At 70.0% G+C, this 16248-nt stretch carries 15 protein-coding genes and 1 tRNA gene; 8 read left to right on the forward strand and 8 right to left on the reverse strand.

Annotation, left to right across the window (positions count from 1 at the left end; translation table 11 throughout):
• Together QM611_RS03825 and QM611_RS03830 are read right to left on the reverse strand one after the other, a co-directional pair.
• Nucleotides 1-351: type II secretion system F family protein (locus QM611_RS03825; RefSeq protein ID WP_415078577.1), on the reverse strand; the 351-nt coding region annotated here is incomplete at its 3' end.
• Complete coding sequence (locus QM611_RS03830; protein ID WP_415078578.1) at nt 342-1361, reverse strand: TadA family conjugal transfer-associated ATPase; 1020 nt, start codon at nt 1359-1361, stop codon at nt 342-344. The genes QM611_RS03830 and QM611_RS03825, both read right to left, overlap by 10 nt.
• A gap of 302 nt (nt 1362-1663) precedes the next feature.
• On the opposite strand from QM611_RS03830, the gene acs reads away from it, so the two are divergent.
• Nucleotides 1664-3646 (forward strand): acetate--CoA ligase, encoded by a 1983-nt coding sequence (gene acs, locus QM611_RS03835; RefSeq protein ID WP_415078579.1) that lies wholly within the window; start codon nt 1664-1666, stop codon nt 3644-3646.
• Nucleotides 3647-3651: 5 nt separating this feature from the next.
• On the opposite strand, the gene QM611_RS03840 is transcribed toward acs, so the two are convergent.
• Nucleotides 3652-4119, reverse strand: a complete 468-nt coding sequence (locus tag QM611_RS03840; protein WP_415078580.1) for a RidA family protein — start codon at nt 4117-4119, stop codon at nt 3652-3654.
• Between the two features lies 1 nt (nt 4120).
• Nucleotides 4121-4342, reverse strand: a complete 222-nt coding sequence (locus QM611_RS03845) for a hypothetical protein (RefSeq protein ID WP_415078581.1) — start codon at nt 4340-4342, stop codon at nt 4121-4123.
• 77 nt (nt 4343-4419) lie between these two features.
• On the opposite strand from QM611_RS03845, the gene QM611_RS03850 reads away from it, so the two are divergent.
• From QM611_RS03850 to QM611_RS03870, 5 genes are all read left to right on the forward strand, one after another.
• Nucleotides 4420-7035 carry a transglycosylase domain-containing protein gene (locus QM611_RS03850; protein WP_415078582.1) on the forward strand — a complete coding sequence of 872 codons (2616 nt, stop codon included), beginning with the start codon at nt 4420-4422 and terminating at the stop codon, nt 7033-7035.
• Nucleotides 7032-7982: a metallophosphoesterase gene (locus tag QM611_RS03855; RefSeq protein ID WP_415078583.1), complete on the forward strand. Its 951-nt coding sequence runs from the start codon at nt 7032-7034 to the stop codon at nt 7980-7982. Before QM611_RS03850 ends, QM611_RS03855 begins: the two co-directional genes overlap by 4 nt.
• Before the next feature lie 70 nt (nt 7983-8052).
• A tRNA-Pro gene (locus QM611_RS03860) sits at nt 8053-8126 on the forward strand.
• A gap of 69 nt (nt 8127-8195) precedes the next feature.
• Entirely contained in the window at nt 8196-8390 is a 195-nt protein-coding gene (locus QM611_RS03865) for a hypothetical protein (protein ID WP_415078584.1), read from the forward strand.
• Nucleotides 8391-8504: 114 nt separating this feature from the next.
• A complete protein-coding gene (locus QM611_RS03870; RefSeq protein ID WP_415078585.1) occupies nt 8505-9659 on the forward strand; it encodes an EcsC family protein in 1155 nt (384 codons plus the stop codon).
• Between the two features lie 89 nt (nt 9660-9748).
• Here the strand turns inward: QM611_RS03870 and QM611_RS03875 are convergent, their stop codons facing one another.
• Nucleotides 9749-11008, reverse strand: a complete 1260-nt coding sequence (locus tag QM611_RS03875; RefSeq protein ID WP_415078586.1) for a DUF222 domain-containing protein — start codon at nt 11006-11008, stop codon at nt 9749-9751.
• A 150-nt stretch (nt 11009-11158) separates the two neighbouring features.
• On the opposite strand from QM611_RS03875, the gene QM611_RS03880 reads away from it, so the two are divergent.
• Complete coding sequence (locus tag QM611_RS03880) at nt 11159-11635, forward strand: VanZ family protein (RefSeq protein ID WP_415078587.1); 477 nt, start codon at nt 11159-11161, stop codon at nt 11633-11635.
• Nucleotides 11632-12399 carry an HAD-IIB family hydrolase gene (locus QM611_RS03885; protein ID WP_415078588.1) on the forward strand — a complete coding sequence of 256 codons (768 nt, stop codon included), beginning with the start codon at nt 11632-11634 and terminating at the stop codon, nt 12397-12399. Before QM611_RS03880 ends, QM611_RS03885 begins: the two co-directional genes overlap by 4 nt.
• A 5-nt stretch (nt 12400-12404) precedes the next feature.
• Here QM611_RS03885 and QM611_RS03890 read toward each other — a convergent pair whose 3' ends face one another.
• The 3 genes from QM611_RS03890 to QM611_RS03900 form a co-directional block, all read right to left on the reverse strand.
• Nucleotides 12405-13658, reverse strand: a complete 1254-nt coding sequence (locus tag QM611_RS03890; RefSeq protein ID WP_415078589.1) for an alpha-hydroxy-acid oxidizing protein — start codon at nt 13656-13658, stop codon at nt 12405-12407.
• Between the two features lie 9 nt (nt 13659-13667).
• Nucleotides 13668-14309 carry a thymidine kinase gene (locus tag QM611_RS03895; protein WP_415078590.1) on the reverse strand — a complete coding sequence of 214 codons (642 nt, stop codon included), beginning with the start codon at nt 14307-14309 and terminating at the stop codon, nt 13668-13670.
• A 21-nt stretch (nt 14310-14330) separates the two neighbouring features.
• Nucleotides 14331-16248, reverse strand: a 1918-nt coding sequence (locus tag QM611_RS03900) for a DUF2207 domain-containing protein (protein WP_415078591.1), incomplete at its 5' end; no start/stop codon positions are given.

The following is a 16248-nucleotide window of genomic DNA, read 5'->3' on the forward strand; positions in this document are numbered from 1 at the left end:
CCCCGCCGGCTCGGCGAGCGCGACGCGGGCGGCGTCGGCGGCGTCGCGCGCGTCGCGCAGCGCCTCGGCGACCGAGCGCAGGCTGTCGGCAAGGGGCGCGCCCACCGTGGTGGCGACCTCCCACGCGGCGGCGATGTCGGGCCACGCCCCGTCACGGGCGCGCAGCGCCTCGGGCAGGGGCCGGCCGGCATCCACGTCGTCTTTCACGGCGGCCGCGATCGGGTCCACGGCGGCCAGATGCCGCCACGCCGCGAGGGGAGCGACTCCGGCCTGCAGCAGCACCGCCAGTCGCAACACGGTGGACGCCGCGTTCGGCGCCGAGTCGGCCTTGCTCCGCGAGATCACTCCCATGGCACGCTCCGCTCTATCGCGAGGCGCTCGCCGGCAATCCTCAACCGCCCGGCGCCGGCGAGCCGCCGCTGGCCCGCGGCGTCGCGCTCCACGTGCAGCACCCATCCGATCGCGCTCACCGCCTGCCGGGCCAGCGCGTGGTCGGCGAGGCCGGCGAGGGCGCCGAGCGCCTCGAGGCGGGCGGGCACGTCGTCGAGCCCGTTGGCGTGCAGCGTGCCCGCGCCGCCGTCGTGACCGGTGTTGAGCGCCGACAGCAGCTCGCGCACTTCGTCGCCGCGGCACTCGCCCACCACGAGCCGGTCGGGGCGCATGCGCAGCGCCTCGCGCACGAGGCGGGCAAGGCCGATGCCGCCGGCACCCTCGAGATTCGGCTGCCGAGCCTCCAGCGCGACGTGGTGGGGGTGCGTGACGCGCAGCTCCGCGACATCCTCGATCGTGACGATGCGGTCGCGCTCGGGCGCGACGGCGAGCATCGCTGACAGCAGCGTGGTCTTGCCCGAGCCCGCGGCCCCGGTGATCAGCACGTTCTCGCGCCGGGCCACGAGCCCCTCGATCCACGCTCTCGCCGCCGCCGGCATCGTGCCGCCCCGCTCCAGGTCGGCGAGGGTCGGGGCGACCAGACGGGGAATCCGGATGGACACGAGGGTCCCTGCCGTCGACACCGGCGGGAGCACGGCGTGCACGCGCGCGCCGGACTCCAGCCGCACGTCGACGCACGGCGCCCCGTCGTCGACGTGGCGGCCGCCGAGCGACACCAAGGCGACGGCGAGCTCGCGCACCTCGGCCTCGGTCGCGCGCCACTGCTTCACCCGCACCGCGCCCTCTCCGCGGTCGATGTAGAGCCGGTCGGGGCCGTTGAGGAACGCGTCGGTGATGCGCGCGTCGCCGAGGTGCGAAGCGAGCGGGTCGAGCAGCGGATGCGCGGGCAGCACCGGAGCGCGGCGTGCGGCGGACGGCGGCCCCGCGGCATCCGCCTCGCCCGCCTGGCGGGCCACGAACGGCTCTGACATGCGAACGACGGTACGAGCCGCGAACGACGCCCGGGGCCGAAATCCGCGGATCCGTGGATGACTCGCGCCACACGAAGCCTGTGCAGGAAGAGAAGGGCGGCATCCAACAGGGGGGTATTTGGATGCCGCCGCGCGGCATCCCTCTCGGGGGGCGTCGGGTCGCCGCGATGCCTGAAGCGAATGTTCGGGCTGGACAAAAGCTTACGCACTCTGCGGCGGGGGTCAAAACGATCACGGGGCCGAGCGTGCGGGAGTAATGTCGGTTGCGGTGTGGGACCACCCCGCAAAGGAGCGCACACGCAATGAGCAACCCCGCAAGCAGCCAGATCGACCACCTGCTCGATGAGACGCGGCGGTTCGCGCCACCGGCGGAGTTCGCCGCGCAGGCCATCGCCACCGAAGAGCTGTACGACAGAGCATCGGCCGACCGCGAGGGGTTCTGGGCCGAGCAGGCCCGCGAGCTGCTGCACTGGCACACGCCGTTCACCGAGGTGCTGGACTGGTCGAACCCGCCGTTCGCGCGCTGGTTCGGCGACGGCGAGCTCAACGTCGCCTACAACTGCCTCGACCGGCACGTCGCAGCGGGCATCGGCGACCGCGTGGCCCTGTTGTGGGAGGGCGAGAACGGCGACGAGCGCCGCGTCACGTACGCCGAGCTGACCGACGAGGTGGCGCGTCTTGCCAACGTGCTCGAAGGACTCGGCGTCACGCACGGCGACCGCGTCGCGATCTACCTGCCGATGATCCCCGAGGCCGTGGCGTCCATGCTGGCCTGCGCACGCCTGGGGGCGATCCACTCCGTCGTGTTCGGCGGGTTCTCGGCCGACAGCCTGCGCACCCGCATCGACGACGCCGGCGCGAAGGTCGTCATCACCGCCGACGGCGGTTACCGCAAGGGCAAGGTCTCCTCACTCAAGCCTGCGGTCGACCAGGCGCTGGCAGACCGCAACGGCTCTGGCCCGCAGCGGACCGTCGAGCACGTGCTGGTCGTGCGCCGGGGCGGCAACGACGTCGACTGGGTGCAGGGGCGGGACATCTGGTACCACGACGTCGTGCCGCAGGCCTCCCGCGCGCACGAGGCGCAGCCGTTCCCCGCCGAGAACCCGCTGTACATCCTGTACACGTCGGGCACCACCGGCAAGCCGAAAGGCATTCTGCACACGTCGGCGGGCTACCTCACGCAGTGCGCGTTCACGCACAAGCACGTGTTCGACCTGCACCCGGAGACCGATGTGTTCTGGTGCACCGCCGACATCGGCTGGGTCACCGGGCACTCGTACGTCGTGTACGGCCCGCTCGCCAACGGCGCGACACAAGTGCTGTACGAGGGCACGCCGGACTCGCCGCATCCCGGCCGCTGGTGGGAGGTCATCCAGAAGCACGGCGTGACCATCTTCTACACGGCGCCCACCGCCATCCGCTCCTTCATGAAAATCGGCCGCAAGGTGCCGAGGAAGTTCGACCTGTCGTCGCTGCGCCTGCTCGGCTCGGTGGGAGAGCCCATCAACCCCGAGGCGTGGATGTGGTACCGCAAGGTGATCGGCGGCAAGACGGCGCCGATCGTCGACACGTGGTGGCAGACCGAGACCGGCGCGATCATGGTGTCGGCGCTGCCCGGCATCACCGAGACCAAGCCCGGCTCGGCGCAAGTGCCGCTGCCGGGCATCTCGGTCGACGTGGTCGACGAGTCGGGCGAGCACGTCGGCAACGGCAACGGCGGCCTGCTGGTCATCACGCAGCCGTGGCCGTCGATGCTGCGCGGCATCTGGGGCGACCCGGAGCGCTTCACGGAGACCTACTGGGAGAAGTTCGCGGACCTGGGCTACTACTTCGCCGGCGACGGCGCGCGCCTGGACGAGGACGGCGACATCTGGCTCATGGGCCGCGTCGACGACGTCATGAACGTGTCGGGGCACCGCCTGTCGACGACCGAGATCGAGTCGGCGCTGGTGGCCAACGAGGCCGTCGCCGAGGCGGCGGTGGTCGGCGCGTCGGACGAGACGACCGGGCAGGCGGTGGTGTCGTTCGTCATCATCAAGGAGTCGTACCTCGCCGAGCACTCGCCCGAGGGGCTCGCGGCGCAGCTGCGGCTGTGGGTCGGCCAGCAGATCGGGCCGATCGCACGCCCCCGCGACGTCTACATCGTCGGCGAGCTGCCCAAGACCCGCTCCGGCAAGATCATGCGGCGCCTGCTGCGGGATGTCGCGGAGGGCCGTGACATCGGAGACACGACGACGCTCGCCGACGACGCCGTCATGAGCGTGATCTCGGCGCAGGTGCGGTAGCCGGGCTACGCGTAGGTGAAGACGACCTCGACCTCGACGGGCGAGTCCAGCGGCAGCACGGGCACCCCCACCGCCGAGCGGGCGTGCCGGCCGGCGTCGCCGAAGACCTCGCCGAGCAGCTCGCTCGCGCCGTTGACGACGCCCGGCTGGCCGGAGAACTCCGGGACGGATGCCACGAAGCCGGTGACCTTCAACACGCCCGTGATGCGGTCGACGCCGCCGACCGCGGCCGCGGCCGCCGCGATCGCGTTGAGCGCGCACTGGCGCGCGTAGCCTTTCGCCTCGGAGGCGGGCACGAGGCCGTCGCCGTCGCCCACTTTGCCGGCAGCCGGCAGCGCGCCGGAGACCATCGGCAACTGGCCGGCCGTGTAGACGAGGTCGCCGTGCACTTTGGCAGGCACGTAGGCGGCCACCGGCGGCACGACCTCCGGCACGTCGATGCCGAGTTCGGCGAGGCGCTCGGAAACGGTCATGTCACTCTCCCTCGAATCGGCGCGCGGCCTCCGCCGCCGCACCGAGCCCGGTGTTCGCCGAGCCCGCGGCATCCGCCACCGGCCGCTTCAAGTAGGCGACCAGTCCGCCCTCCGGCCCCGGCACGACCTGCACGAGCTCCCAGCCCTGCTTTCCCCAGTTGTTCAGTATCGCCGCCGTGTTGTGGACCATCAACGGCGTGGTGAGGTATTCCCAGGCGGTCATCGCACTCCCGAGGAAACAAGCTGGTGGATGGCGGGTCTGTCAAGGCTTCCCTCAGCTAACTCGCCTACCATCAGCCTATGCCCGAATCGAAACGGACGGCCACTGGCGTGCTCGGTGGCTTTGCCGGCCTCGTCGGCCTGAGCGCCGTCGCCGGCCTTCTCGTGACCGCGACGGTCACCCCCGCGATCGCCCTCACCAGCAACGCGGCAACCAGCGCGATCAACCTCTTCGAGAAGCTGCCCAGCTACCTCGACATCGACGAGCTCATGCTGCCGACGACGCTGTACTACACGAACTCGAAAACGAAGAAACCGGTCGTGCTCACGCAGTTCTACGACCAGAACCGGTCGCCGGTGAAGTTCGACGAGATCGCCCCGGTGATGTTCGACGCGATCCTCTCGTCGGAAGACCCGCGGTTCTACGAGCACGGCGGCATCGACATGATCGGCACCGCCCGCGCGTTGATGCAGAACCTGCGAGGCAACGGCGAGACCCAGGGCGGCTCGTCCATCAGCCAGCAGTACGTCAAGAACGTGCTCGTGCAGAAGTGCGAGTGGAACGCGAAGACGGAGGAAGAGGGCGAGGAGTGCTGGCTGAAGGCCACCACGGCCAGCGGCAGCGAGGGCTACGAGCGCAAGCTGCAGGAGATGCGGTACGCCATCTCGCTGGAGCAGCGCTACTCGAAGAACGAGATCCTGCTCGGCTACTTGAACATCGCGAACTTCGGCGGCACGAACTACGGCATCGACGCGGCCGCCAAGTACTACTTCGGCGTCTCGGCCGGCAAGCTCAGTCTGGCGCAGGCGGCCACCCTCGCCGGCATGGTGCAGAACCCGAACAACTACCGCATCGACCGGCCGAAAGGCTCGTTCTACCACGCCACGACCGACACGGTCACCAACAGCAAGGAAGACGGCTACGCCGATGCGAAGGTGCGGCGCAACTACGTGCTCGATCGCATGCTCGAAGAGGGCAAGATCACCAAGGAGCAGCACGACGAGGCCAAAGCCGAGCCGATCAAGCCGAACATCACGGAGCCCAAGACAGGCTGCGCCAAGAGCGCCGCGCCATACTTCTGCCAGTATGTGCGCTCGATCATTGCGAACGACACCACGTTCGGGGCCACCGCCGAAGACCGGCAGAAGGCCCTGAAGCAGGGCGGCCTCAAGGTGTACACGTCGCTGGACATGCGGCTGCAGGAGAAGACCACCAAGGTCATGAAGAAGTACACCCCGGCGAAGAAGAAGATCACCGGCTCCAAGCCCGGATGGTTCGGGTCGGCCGCCGTGAGCATCGAGGCAGACAGCGGCCGCATCCTGTCCATCGGCCAGAACACGAAGTTCAGCGAGGACAAGAGCGAGACCAAGAAGAACAGAGCATATTCGTCGCTCGTGTACGCGGGAGACTCCGAGTACGGCCAATCCAACGGCTTCCCGTCGGGATCCACGTTCAAGCTCTTCACCCTCATCGATTGGCTGGAGCAGGGCTATTCGCTCAACGAAGTGCTCAACGGCACTGTGCGATTGCGCTCGCACTTCACGAACTCGTGCGATGGCGACTGGGTGCCCACGAGCTCGGAGGACTTCAAGCCCGTGGCGAACTCCGGTGGCGCGGCCGGCGCGGTGAGCACTCCATTGGTGTTCACGTCGAGGTCGCTGAACTCCGGGTACGTGGCGATGGCCGAGCGGCTCGACCTGTGCGACATCAAGAAGGTCGCGACCCGGCTCGGGGTCGAGCGGGCCGACGGCTCGGGCGAAGTCACGATGACCGGGCCGTTCTCGATCCTCGGCACCAACAACGTGTCGCCCATCGCGATGGCCGGCGCATACTCCGCGGTCGCGAACAAGGGCGTGCTGTGCACACCGCGCGCGATCGATCGCGTCACCGACTCCGAGGGCAATGACCTGCCGATGCCGGAGCACAAGTGCAAGCAGGTGCTCGACCCGGGTGTGGCGGCGACCGCCGCGTACGCGCTGCGCGCGGTCATGACCGGCGGCACGGGCGTGCCCGGAAACCCCGGGGGCTCGGTGCCGGTGATCGGCAAGACGGGCACGCACAACAAGACACAGAAGTGGCTCATCGAGTCGAGCACGAAGGTCACCACCGCGGTGTGGGCCGGCAACGAGCGCGGCGAGGGCGACATCACCTACAACGGCTACAAGGGCATTGCGATCCAGAACATGCCGTTCTACATGAACAAAGCCATCCAAGGGAAGGCGAACGACCTCTACGGCGGCAAGTCCTTCCCCTCCCCCGACTCGAAACTGACGCGTGTCGTGTACACCAATCTGCCGAACGTGGTCGGCATGTCGGTGGACCAGGCCAAACGCACCCTCCAGTCCGCGGGATTCCAGGTGAACGTCGGCCCATCCGTGGACTCCTCCGAGACGAAGGGCTTGGTGGCCAGGCAGACGCCCAGCGCGGGCAAGGTCGCGGGCGGCATGACCGTCACGATCAACCCGAGCAACGGGCAGGGGGTCAGCGTTCCCGACGTGAGCGGCCTGAGTTACCAGCAAGCCACCGCCCGGCTGCACGGCGAGGGCTTCGGGAATGTGCGGTCCGGGTCGTGCCGCGAGGATCGCAGCGTGAGGGCAGGAGAGCTGCTCGCGACCGGGACGAGTCCCGCCGCCGGGAAGACCGCCAACCGCAACACCACGATCTCGATCAACGTGCGGGCACGCAGCTGTCCGTGACGCGTCGCTCGTCTGGCCGATCCGCCCTCGCCGCCCTCACAGCGGTGGGGGCGGTCGGCGCGGCCGCGGCGGTGTGGGGCTTCGGCATCGAACGCCACCTCTACGCGCTGCGCCGGCACACCGTGCCGATCCTCGAACCGGGCAGCGAGCCGATTCGCATCCTGCATCTCTCCGACCTGCACATGGCGCCGTGGCAGCACCGACGTCAGCGGTGGATCGCGTCTCTCGTCGAACTGCAGCCCGATCTCGTCGTCAACACGGGCGACACCCTCGGCCACGTCCAGGGGCTGATCGGCGTGCGCGCCGCGTTCGAGCCATTCCGAGGGGTGCCCGGGCTCTACGTGCACGGGTCGAACGACCTCGTCGCGCCGTCGCCGCGCAACCCCTTCACCTACTTCAACGGCCCGTCCGGGGAACTGCGCGAGGTCGGCTCGGTGGACACCGCCGCCCTCGACCGGTACATGGACGGCCTCGGCTGGCGCAGCGTCGACAACGCGTCAGCGGTGCTGCGGGTGCGCGGCCACCGCGTCGACGCCTTCGGGGTGGGCGACGCGCATCGCGAGCTCGACCGCCTGGACCTCATGCCGGGGCTGGTGGACGAGCTGCGCGAGGCGGACTCGACCGACGACACCGACCCCGCGCCGCTCACGATCGGGGTCGCGCACGCCCCGTACCGCCGCGTGCTCGACTCGTTCACGACGCTGGGCGCGGACATCCTCTTCGCCGGCCACACCCACGGCGGGCAGGTGCGCATCCCCGGCTCGCCGTCCGCGCTGGTCGCCAACTGCGACATCCCGCTCGACCAGGCGCGCGGCATGAGCACGTGGACGCGGTCGGGCCGCACCGTGCCGCTCAACGTGAGCGCCGGCCTCGGGCACTCGATCTATGCGCCCGTGCGGTTCGGGTGCCGCCCCGAGGCATCCTTCATCACGCTCGTCCCCCGCTGAGCGCGTCTCGCCGCGCGCCGGGTCGCGTTCGGAGCATCCTCCGGCACCAGGTAGACTTGAGCGGTTGCCACGGGGTGTGGCGCAGCTTGGTAGCGCGCTTCGTTCGGGACGAAGAGGCCGCAGGTTCAAATCCTGTCACCCCGACAAACGCCGAGAGCCCGGTCACATCGACCGGGCTCTCGGCATAAGCTCCCGGTGGGACAGGAGGCGCTGATGCCCTGGAACCAGGAAGAGGCCGACAGGCCGCTCACCGGCGAGATCGAGAAGCTCGGCTGGCGGCTCGAGCACAAGGGCTACGCGTTCGTCAACGTGTCGGCGACGACATCCATCCGCGTGCTCGGGACCGGATCGGGTGTTGTCAACCACGGCGGCGTCGCCGGGCACTTCACCTTCCGTCGCGTCGACTGACCGCGCCAGGAGTCGTGAGCGCGGGGCCTGCTGGGCTATAGGATTCCCCCACCACTGCAGAGATTCGGTGCGAGCGAGCGCCGGGAAGGGCCGGCTCCGCCTATGTCCCCCTACGTGAGCGAGCCATCCGAATATGAGCTCGAAGCCTGGCGCGCGGTCCAGCAGTTCAAGGGACGCCCTCTGGGCCGCTGGTCACGCGACGCCGGTCAGTGGGTCGCAGACCATGCGACCGCGATCGGCCAAGGCGTCGAGCAATCTCTTGAGAAGCACCCACGCGCACAGGCCGCCGTCAAGACGACGCAGGGTGCAGTCGTCAGGACCGGGCAGGCGATCGGCACGGGCGCGAAGAAGGCCGCCGAGGCACTGCCGAGCTGGGCGGGTGAGGGCACGGATGCTGTCGGGAAGCTGCTCGCGCGCGCCTCGCGCATCGGCCTCACGAAGAGCGTCGTGGTCAAGCAACACCAGAAGCGCGGGCACGACGTCGAAGAACTCCACCACATACGCCACCTCGATCTGAAGCAGGTGGACCGAGTGCGCGGGCGAGGCTTGACCTGGTACTACCCGGTGGCCGCCGCTCTCAGCGGCGCAGGAGCCGGCCTCGTGACCACAGGCGGCACACTGGCCATCACGGCGTCGGGCGGCGCCGCCGCTGCTCCTTCCGCGGGCGTTGTCTTGAGCGCGTTCGCCGTGGATATCGCGTGGGTGTTGGGGATCTCATCGCGCGCGGTCGGGCGCGTCTCCCTGTACTACGGATACGATCCCGAGGACGCAGCGGAGAAGCTCTTCATCATGGCCGTGGTGAATGCGGGCACGGCGATGTCGGCGAGCGCAAAGACGGCAGCGATGGCTGACCTCTCAAAGCTCACGCAGGCGCTCTTCCGCGGGAAGACCTGGGCGGTGCTGAACGAGTCGATCGTCTCGAAGGTCGCCTGGGAGTTCTCGAAGCGCTTCGGATTCCGTCTCACGAAACAGGGCCTCAGCAAGGTCGTGCCCGCTGCCGGGATTCTGCTCGGTGGCGCTTTCAACTGGACGACACTCGAGGCGATCGTCGACGCTGCAGACGCGGCCTACCGTCGGCGCTTCCTACTGGAGAAGTACCCGCAGCTCGCGCAGCAGGAGACCGCGACCGCATTCAGCACAGACATTGTTATCGACGCGCAGGATGAGACGATCAGCGTCATCGAAGAACTCGAAGAGGCAGGAGCCGGCGAGATCTTCATGGACGATGAGCCCGATGCGGAAGCCTTCGGGCGCGCCGACCAAGGGTAAGACCCGCGGCGTGCGCGATGGCGGCAGCCAGATCAAGGTTGGTGTCTCGCCGGGCGCACTTGAACCGATCGCGCCCCGCCGCACCGGGCTCAAAAGGGCGGGTCGGGAAAGAAAGTGACCGGAGGCGGCGGCCGATCGATGTACTCGACACCGGCCGGGCTCGTCCACACGACGGCGCCATCTGGTTCTCGGCGTGATCGCCACGGGCTGTGATGTCGGAGAACGTGGTGTCTTCGACACTTGTCGGTGAGATTGTCGGCACTGGTCTCGCCGCCAAGGGCGTGTTCCCGCTCGTGGTCGAGGTCGCATCGCCTCACCGGCATCATGCAGCACGGGAACCGGCACCGCCCGTCGATGGCTCGCAGATACCGTTTCAGACCTGCGCTCGAGCGATAGCGGTCGACGGCGAGCACGGCCCCGGCGATCGGATGCGTGAGCACGCGGTCCCACCCCGGCGATGCCCCCACGAGTTGCAGCGCCGTGGCGGTGTCGATGGGTTGCACGCCGTCGAGCATGGCGGGGTCGCCAGGCTCGCCGGCGAGGGTGAGCACCGGAACCGTGACACACACCTCGCCGCGAATGCGCCCCAGCGCCTCCACCGGCCCGTGCGCCGTGGGGGCGCCCGACAGCGCGAGGTCGATCAACAGATCGGCGCGCAGCTGATCCAGCGTCCGCTCGTCCGCGTCGGCAGCGCTGTCGGCGCCCGCGGGCACGTCGAGGACGGCGCGGCCCATTTGGGTCATGCGATCGAACACCGCGTGCACGTGGCCGGACGGGCCGTACAGGAAGAGCTCTGACATCCCGTCTTCCACGTCGGTGACCGCCACCCTCCGGTCGGCGGCCGCGCGCGCGTGGCGTTCCTCGAGCGGCTCTGCCATGAGCTGCTCGGCAATGCGCTGGGCGAAACCGCGGACGCGGGTGGCCGACTCGCGCTCGGCGACGGGCAGAACCTGCTCTTCGAACCTCGCGCGAGCCTCGTCGTCGACGATGCGGTGACCGGCATCGACAATGACGGTGACGTGCGCCCGGCTGATCTGCCCGGCCGCGAGCGCCGCCAACGTCGCCGGGAACCGCCCCGTGAGCTCGGCCGCTTGAGAGAGCTGGCGTTGGATCGTGCGGTCTGACACCCGCACCGCGGCGCCGAGTTCGGCGGCCACGGCGCGAACGGGGAGATCGGCCCCGGGGCGGACCGGGTCGGTGTGCTCGAGCGCGAGAGCGAGAGCCGCGTTCATGATGTTCGCCTCGAGAGCCTGCAACGCCGCGATGCCCCGCCGGGCCTCCGCCAGCGCCACGGTGAGGTTGCCGAGGACGGAGAGCTCTGCCTCGGTGAACATCTCTGCGTTGCTCATGCCTTTAATCATGCCCCAAGGATCAGACATTCGAACGAGTCTTGCGGAAGTTGTCCACAGGATGGTCACGGCGCTCGGTCTCGCCGCTCGGGCCGACACCGCGCGCGCGGATAGAATCGAGATTCGCGCGGACGATCGGGGGGAAGACGGATGCCGCTGGCCAAGCGCCGCCGGGCGACCACGATCACGGCGGCCGTCATCGCTGTGCCGATGCTCGCGGGCGTGGCGTGGCTGATGCTCGCGCCGCAGCGCGTCGAGCAACGCTACCCCGAACTCGTCGAGGCCGCGTTGGCGTGGGCGGCCTCCACCCTCGGACCGTGGTGGGGCACGATCGACGGGGCGGACTTCGTCGCGAACATCGCGGTGTTCGTGCCGATCGGCATCCTCGCCTATCTCATCGTCCCGCGGCGCGCATGGCTCATCGCGCTGCTGCTCGGCCCCGTCATCGCCGCCGCGATCGAGCTCGCGCAGCGTTTCCTCCTCCCCGGCCGCGTGTCCTCGCCCACCGACGTCGTGGCAGCGGCAATCGGGTCGTCGGCGGGCGTCGTCATCGCCGTCCTGTGCACCCTCGCCACCGCGCGCGTGCCCGCCTCGCGCGCACGCGCCGCCCGCCCAGGAGCCGCATGACCGCCTCGCCACGCCTGGTCGCCTTCGACCTCGACGACACGCTCGCCCCGTCGAAGGCGGTGCTCAGCTCGCGCACCGCCGACCTGCTGATCGCTCTCGCCGAGCGGGTCGAGGTGGCGATCATCTCGGGCGCCCAGTTCGGCCAGTTCCAGACTCAGGTCCTCGCGCAGCTGCCCCCGGCATCCCCCGCTGTCCTGGGCCGCGTGCACATCATGCCGACGTGCGGCACGCAGTACTACCGGTTCGGGGTCGACGGCTTCGCCGCGCGCTACGCGCACGAGCTGACCGCCGACGAGAAAGCGCGCGCGATGGCGGTCGCCGAGGACCAGGCGCGCCGCCTCGGCCTGTGGGAGAGCGAGACGTGGGGAGACATCCTCGAAGACCGCGGCTCGCAGATCACCTTCTCGGCGCTCGGCCAAGCCGCGCCACTGGACGCCAAGCAGGCATGGGACCCGACCGGCGAGAAGAAGAACACGCTGCGCGCCGCGATTGCGGCGCGCCTGCCCGACCTGGAGGTGCGCTCCGGCGGGTCGACGTCGGTGGACATCACGCACATCGGCATCGACAAGGCGCACGGGATGCGGCAGCTCGCCGTGGAGACCGGCATCCCCCTCGAGGACATGCTGTTCATCGGCGACCGGCTCGACCCCGACGGAAACGACTACCCGGTGCTCGCCCTGGGCGTGCCGTGCCACGCCGTCACGGGCCCGGACGACACGGCGGCGTTCCTCGAGGGGCTGATCCCGACACTCCCCCGCCGCTGAGGCGCTCAACGCACGGAGGCCGCCTCCGCGGCGACCGGCACGAGCCGACGCAGCTGCGTGACATGCCCCGGCTCCAACTCGGCGAGCGACGACACCCCGAGCAGCGTCATGGTGCGCTCGATCTCGCTGCGCAGGATCGCGATCGCGCGATCCACTCCCGCTCGCCCGCCCGCCATGAGCCCGTACAGGTAGGCGCGGCCGACGAGCGCGAACTTCGCGCCGAGCGCGACGGATGCCACGACGTCGGCGCCGTTCATGATGCCCGTGTCGAGCATCACCGTCGCATCCGACCCCACTTCGCGCACCACGTTCGGCAGAAGGTGGAACGGGATCGGCGCGCGATCGAGCTGGCGGCCGCCGTGGTTGGACAGCACGATGCCGTCGACGCCGCTGTCGACGAGGCGCTTCGCGTCGTCGACGGTCTGCACGCCCTTGACGACGAGCTTTCCCGGCCACAACTCGCGGATGACCGCGAGGTCGTCGTACGAGATCGTCGGGTCCATCGCGGCGTTCAGCATCTCTGCGACCGTGCCGCCGGTCGACGACAGCGAGGCGAACTCGAGCTTCGGAGTGGTGAGGAAGTCGAACCACCACCACGGGCGCGGCAGCGCGTCGATGATCGTCGACAGCGTCAGCTGCGGCGGGATGGAGAAGCCGTTGCGCTTGTCGCGCAGTCGCGCGCCGGAGATCGGGGTGTCGACGGTGAACATGAGCGTGTCAAAGCCCGCCTCGGCCGCCCGGGTGGCGAGCCCGTACGAGATCTCGCGGTCGCGCATGACGTAGAGCTGGAACCACAGCCGCCCGTGCGGGTTGGCCGCCCGCACGTTCTCGATCGACGTCGTGCCGAGGGTGGAGAGGGTGAACGGGATGCCGGCGGCGCCCGCCGCCGCCGCGCCCGCGGACTCGCCCTCGGTCTGCATGAGGCGGGTGAACCCGGTCGGCGCGATGCCGAACGGCAGGGCGCTCGGGCCCCCGAGAATCTCGCACGACGTGTCGACTTCGGCGGCGGGGCGCAGCACGCCGGGGTGGAACTCCACGTCCTCGAAGGCCTGGCGGGCGCGGGCGAGCGACAGCTCGCCCTCGGCCGCGCCGTCGGTGTAGTCGAACGGCGCTTTCGGCGTGCGCCGTTTGGCGATCAGCCGCAGATCGTGGATCGTGAGGGCGGCGTCGAGCCGGCGCTTCCGGCCGTCGAGCTCGGGCTTTTTGAACTTCATCAGCTCGAGAAGCTCGGTCGGGTTCGGAAGCTGTCGCTGCACCATGTGGTCAGATTAGCCGAGTCGGCCACCCGACTCGCGCAAGTAGCAGCCCGCGCACATCGACTCGTAGGTGACCCGGTCGGCCGACAGCTCGTCGATCGCGACCTGGTCGCCGTCGAACACGAAACGCCCGCCGACCAAGCGGGCGTTGAACAGCGCTTTGCGGCCGCACCGGCAGATGGTCTTGAGCTCCTCGAGGCTGTGCGCGAGCTCGAGGAGGCGCATCGAGCCGGGAAACGCCTGCGTTTGGAAATCGGTGCGGATGCCGTATGCCAACACGGGAATACGATCCAGCGTCACCACGCGCAGCAGGTCGTCGACCTGCTCGCGCGTGAGGAACTGGGCCTCGTCGACGAGCAGGCATGCGACATCCGCCGGCCGCGCGTCGGGGAAGAGCGCTTCCGCCGCATCCGCCCGCACCCGCGCGCGGTGCGCGACGAACAGCGCCCGCAGGTCGTCGTCGGGCTCGACGAGGAAGTCCACCTTGCGGGCGACGCCGAGCCGGCTGGAGATGCGGTCGGCGCCCTTCGTGTCGATGCGCGGCTTGGCCAGCAGCACGTGCTGCCCGCGCTCCTCGTAGTTGTACGCGGCCTGCAGCAGCGCGGTCGATTTGCCGGAGTTCATCGCGCCGTAGCGGAAGTAGAGCTTGGCCACCCGCCGAGTCTACGGCGCGGCTCAGCGGCCCCCGAAACCTCCGCCGCCACCGCCGCCACCCGAGAACCCACCGCCGCTGGATCCGCCGAACGACGACCAGCCGGACGACGATCCGCGCGAGCGGCGCGAACCGCGCGACACCGGCGGCGCGGCGAGGAGGCCGATCGAGGTCGACGTGTTCAGCAGCGAGTTGGAGGCGACCGCCTCGAACAGCACGAGCCGGTCGGGCGGCGCGTCGCCCGCGCGCAGCACGCGCACCCACTCGCGCTGCACCCCGAGGAGCACGGCATACGGGAGCAGGCGCTCGTACACGTTGACAACCGACGCTCCGGGGGCGTTCGGCTCCGCCCCGTAGGGCCGCCGCCCCGACGAGACAAGGTCCGCGGTCTGCGGCGACTGCGCGGCGCGCAGCCGGTCCTCCTCGGCGAGGGCGATGTATTCGCGGATGCCGAGAATGTAGGTCAGGTGCCGGCCGCCGGCGGGCGTGAGGACGGATGCCGGCAGCTTCACCAGCCGCAGCACCACGAACGAGCCGAAGCCGCCGGCGAGCGCGACGACGTAGAACGCGATTCCCATGCCGCCGAGCTGACGCAGCACGTCCACGTTCGCGTGCGGCTGGAAGAGGATGCCGAGCGCGACGACGATGCCGCCGAAGGTCAGCAACAGCTGCACGCCGCGCATCCACCCGGGAATCTTCGCGCGGTAACCGCGCTGGATCGTGAGCTCGTCGATGCGCCGCACGTAAGTGACGGCGCGCGCCGGCGGGTTGGCCGCGAACTCGCCGAGCTCCGCGACATCACCCACCTCGGCGTCCTGGCCGTACAGCGCCTCGATGACGGGGCGGTCGTCATCCTCGATCCCGTCGACGCTGCGCAGCGCCACGGAGAAGTGGCCTGGGCGATTGCGCTCGCCACGGGCGCGCAGCTCGAGGACGTCGCGCACGGCCAGGTCGATCACATGCGCCGCGAACGCGCGATCGGGCACGCCGAGCACGCCGGCGGACAAGGTCGGCGACTCATCGTGAGGCGGTGTGTACTGCACCACCACGGGTGAGCGATCGGGGTTGCGCCGCGCCACGGCGCGCAGCGCGAGGAGCACCAGGAAGCCGACCGGCGTCGCCAGGATGCCGAGGATGGGGAGGATCCACTGCCACCACGGGTACGACGGCGGAGTGGGCGCCGCGAACGTGCCCCGCGTGAAGCCGATTGCGACCGTGAGGCCCTCGCTCGGCCCGAGCCCGCCGTGGCCGACCGTCAGCACGACGCCGGGATCGGCCTCATCCGGCGGGGAGGCCTGGTGGCTCGCTGCCCACTCGACGACATCGTCGGGCCACGCCGCCGCCTCTGGCGCGGGAGCGGAGACCGTGCAGCGGTCGGTCGCCCCGGCTTTGCCGGTGTAGCAGTGAGACCTGCCATCCATCAGCCCCGCGGCGACGTCGGGGGCGAGGTGAACGCGCGCCGTGGCCGCGCCGAACGGCTGAGCGTGGTCGAGGCCGACGAGGTCCCAGTAGAACTCGTCGGCGTCGGTGTCGGCGTAGCGCAGCACGACGCCTGACAGCGTGTAGGAGATCACGTACGTCTGGCGGCCGTGCAGGTACGAGTCGTCGCCGGTGAGGATGTACACCCCGTCGTCGTCCGACTCGGTCCACCACGGGATGACCGCGCCGTCGACGCCGTGCACGCTGCGCACCGTGACGCCGTGCGGGATGCCGGAGTCCGCCTTCGGGAGCCAGCGCACGATCCCCTTGTTCTGGTCGGTGTCGGGGAAGCGCGCCACGAGCGTCTCCGTGACATACAGCTGGCTGGCCTGCCCCCGGTCGCGCACGAGCCAGTAGTCGGCGTCGAACGAGTCGTACGAGAAGTCGTCGACCCCCGTCGGGGCGTGCGCGGGCTGCGCGGCGGCGGGCGCCGGTTGCGCGGCGGCGGGCGGCACTGCCGAC

The organism is Microbacterium sp., from assembly GCF_047606685.1.
In the GTDB taxonomy this organism is placed as follows: Bacteria; Actinomycetota; Actinomycetes; order Actinomycetales; family Microbacteriaceae; genus Microbacterium.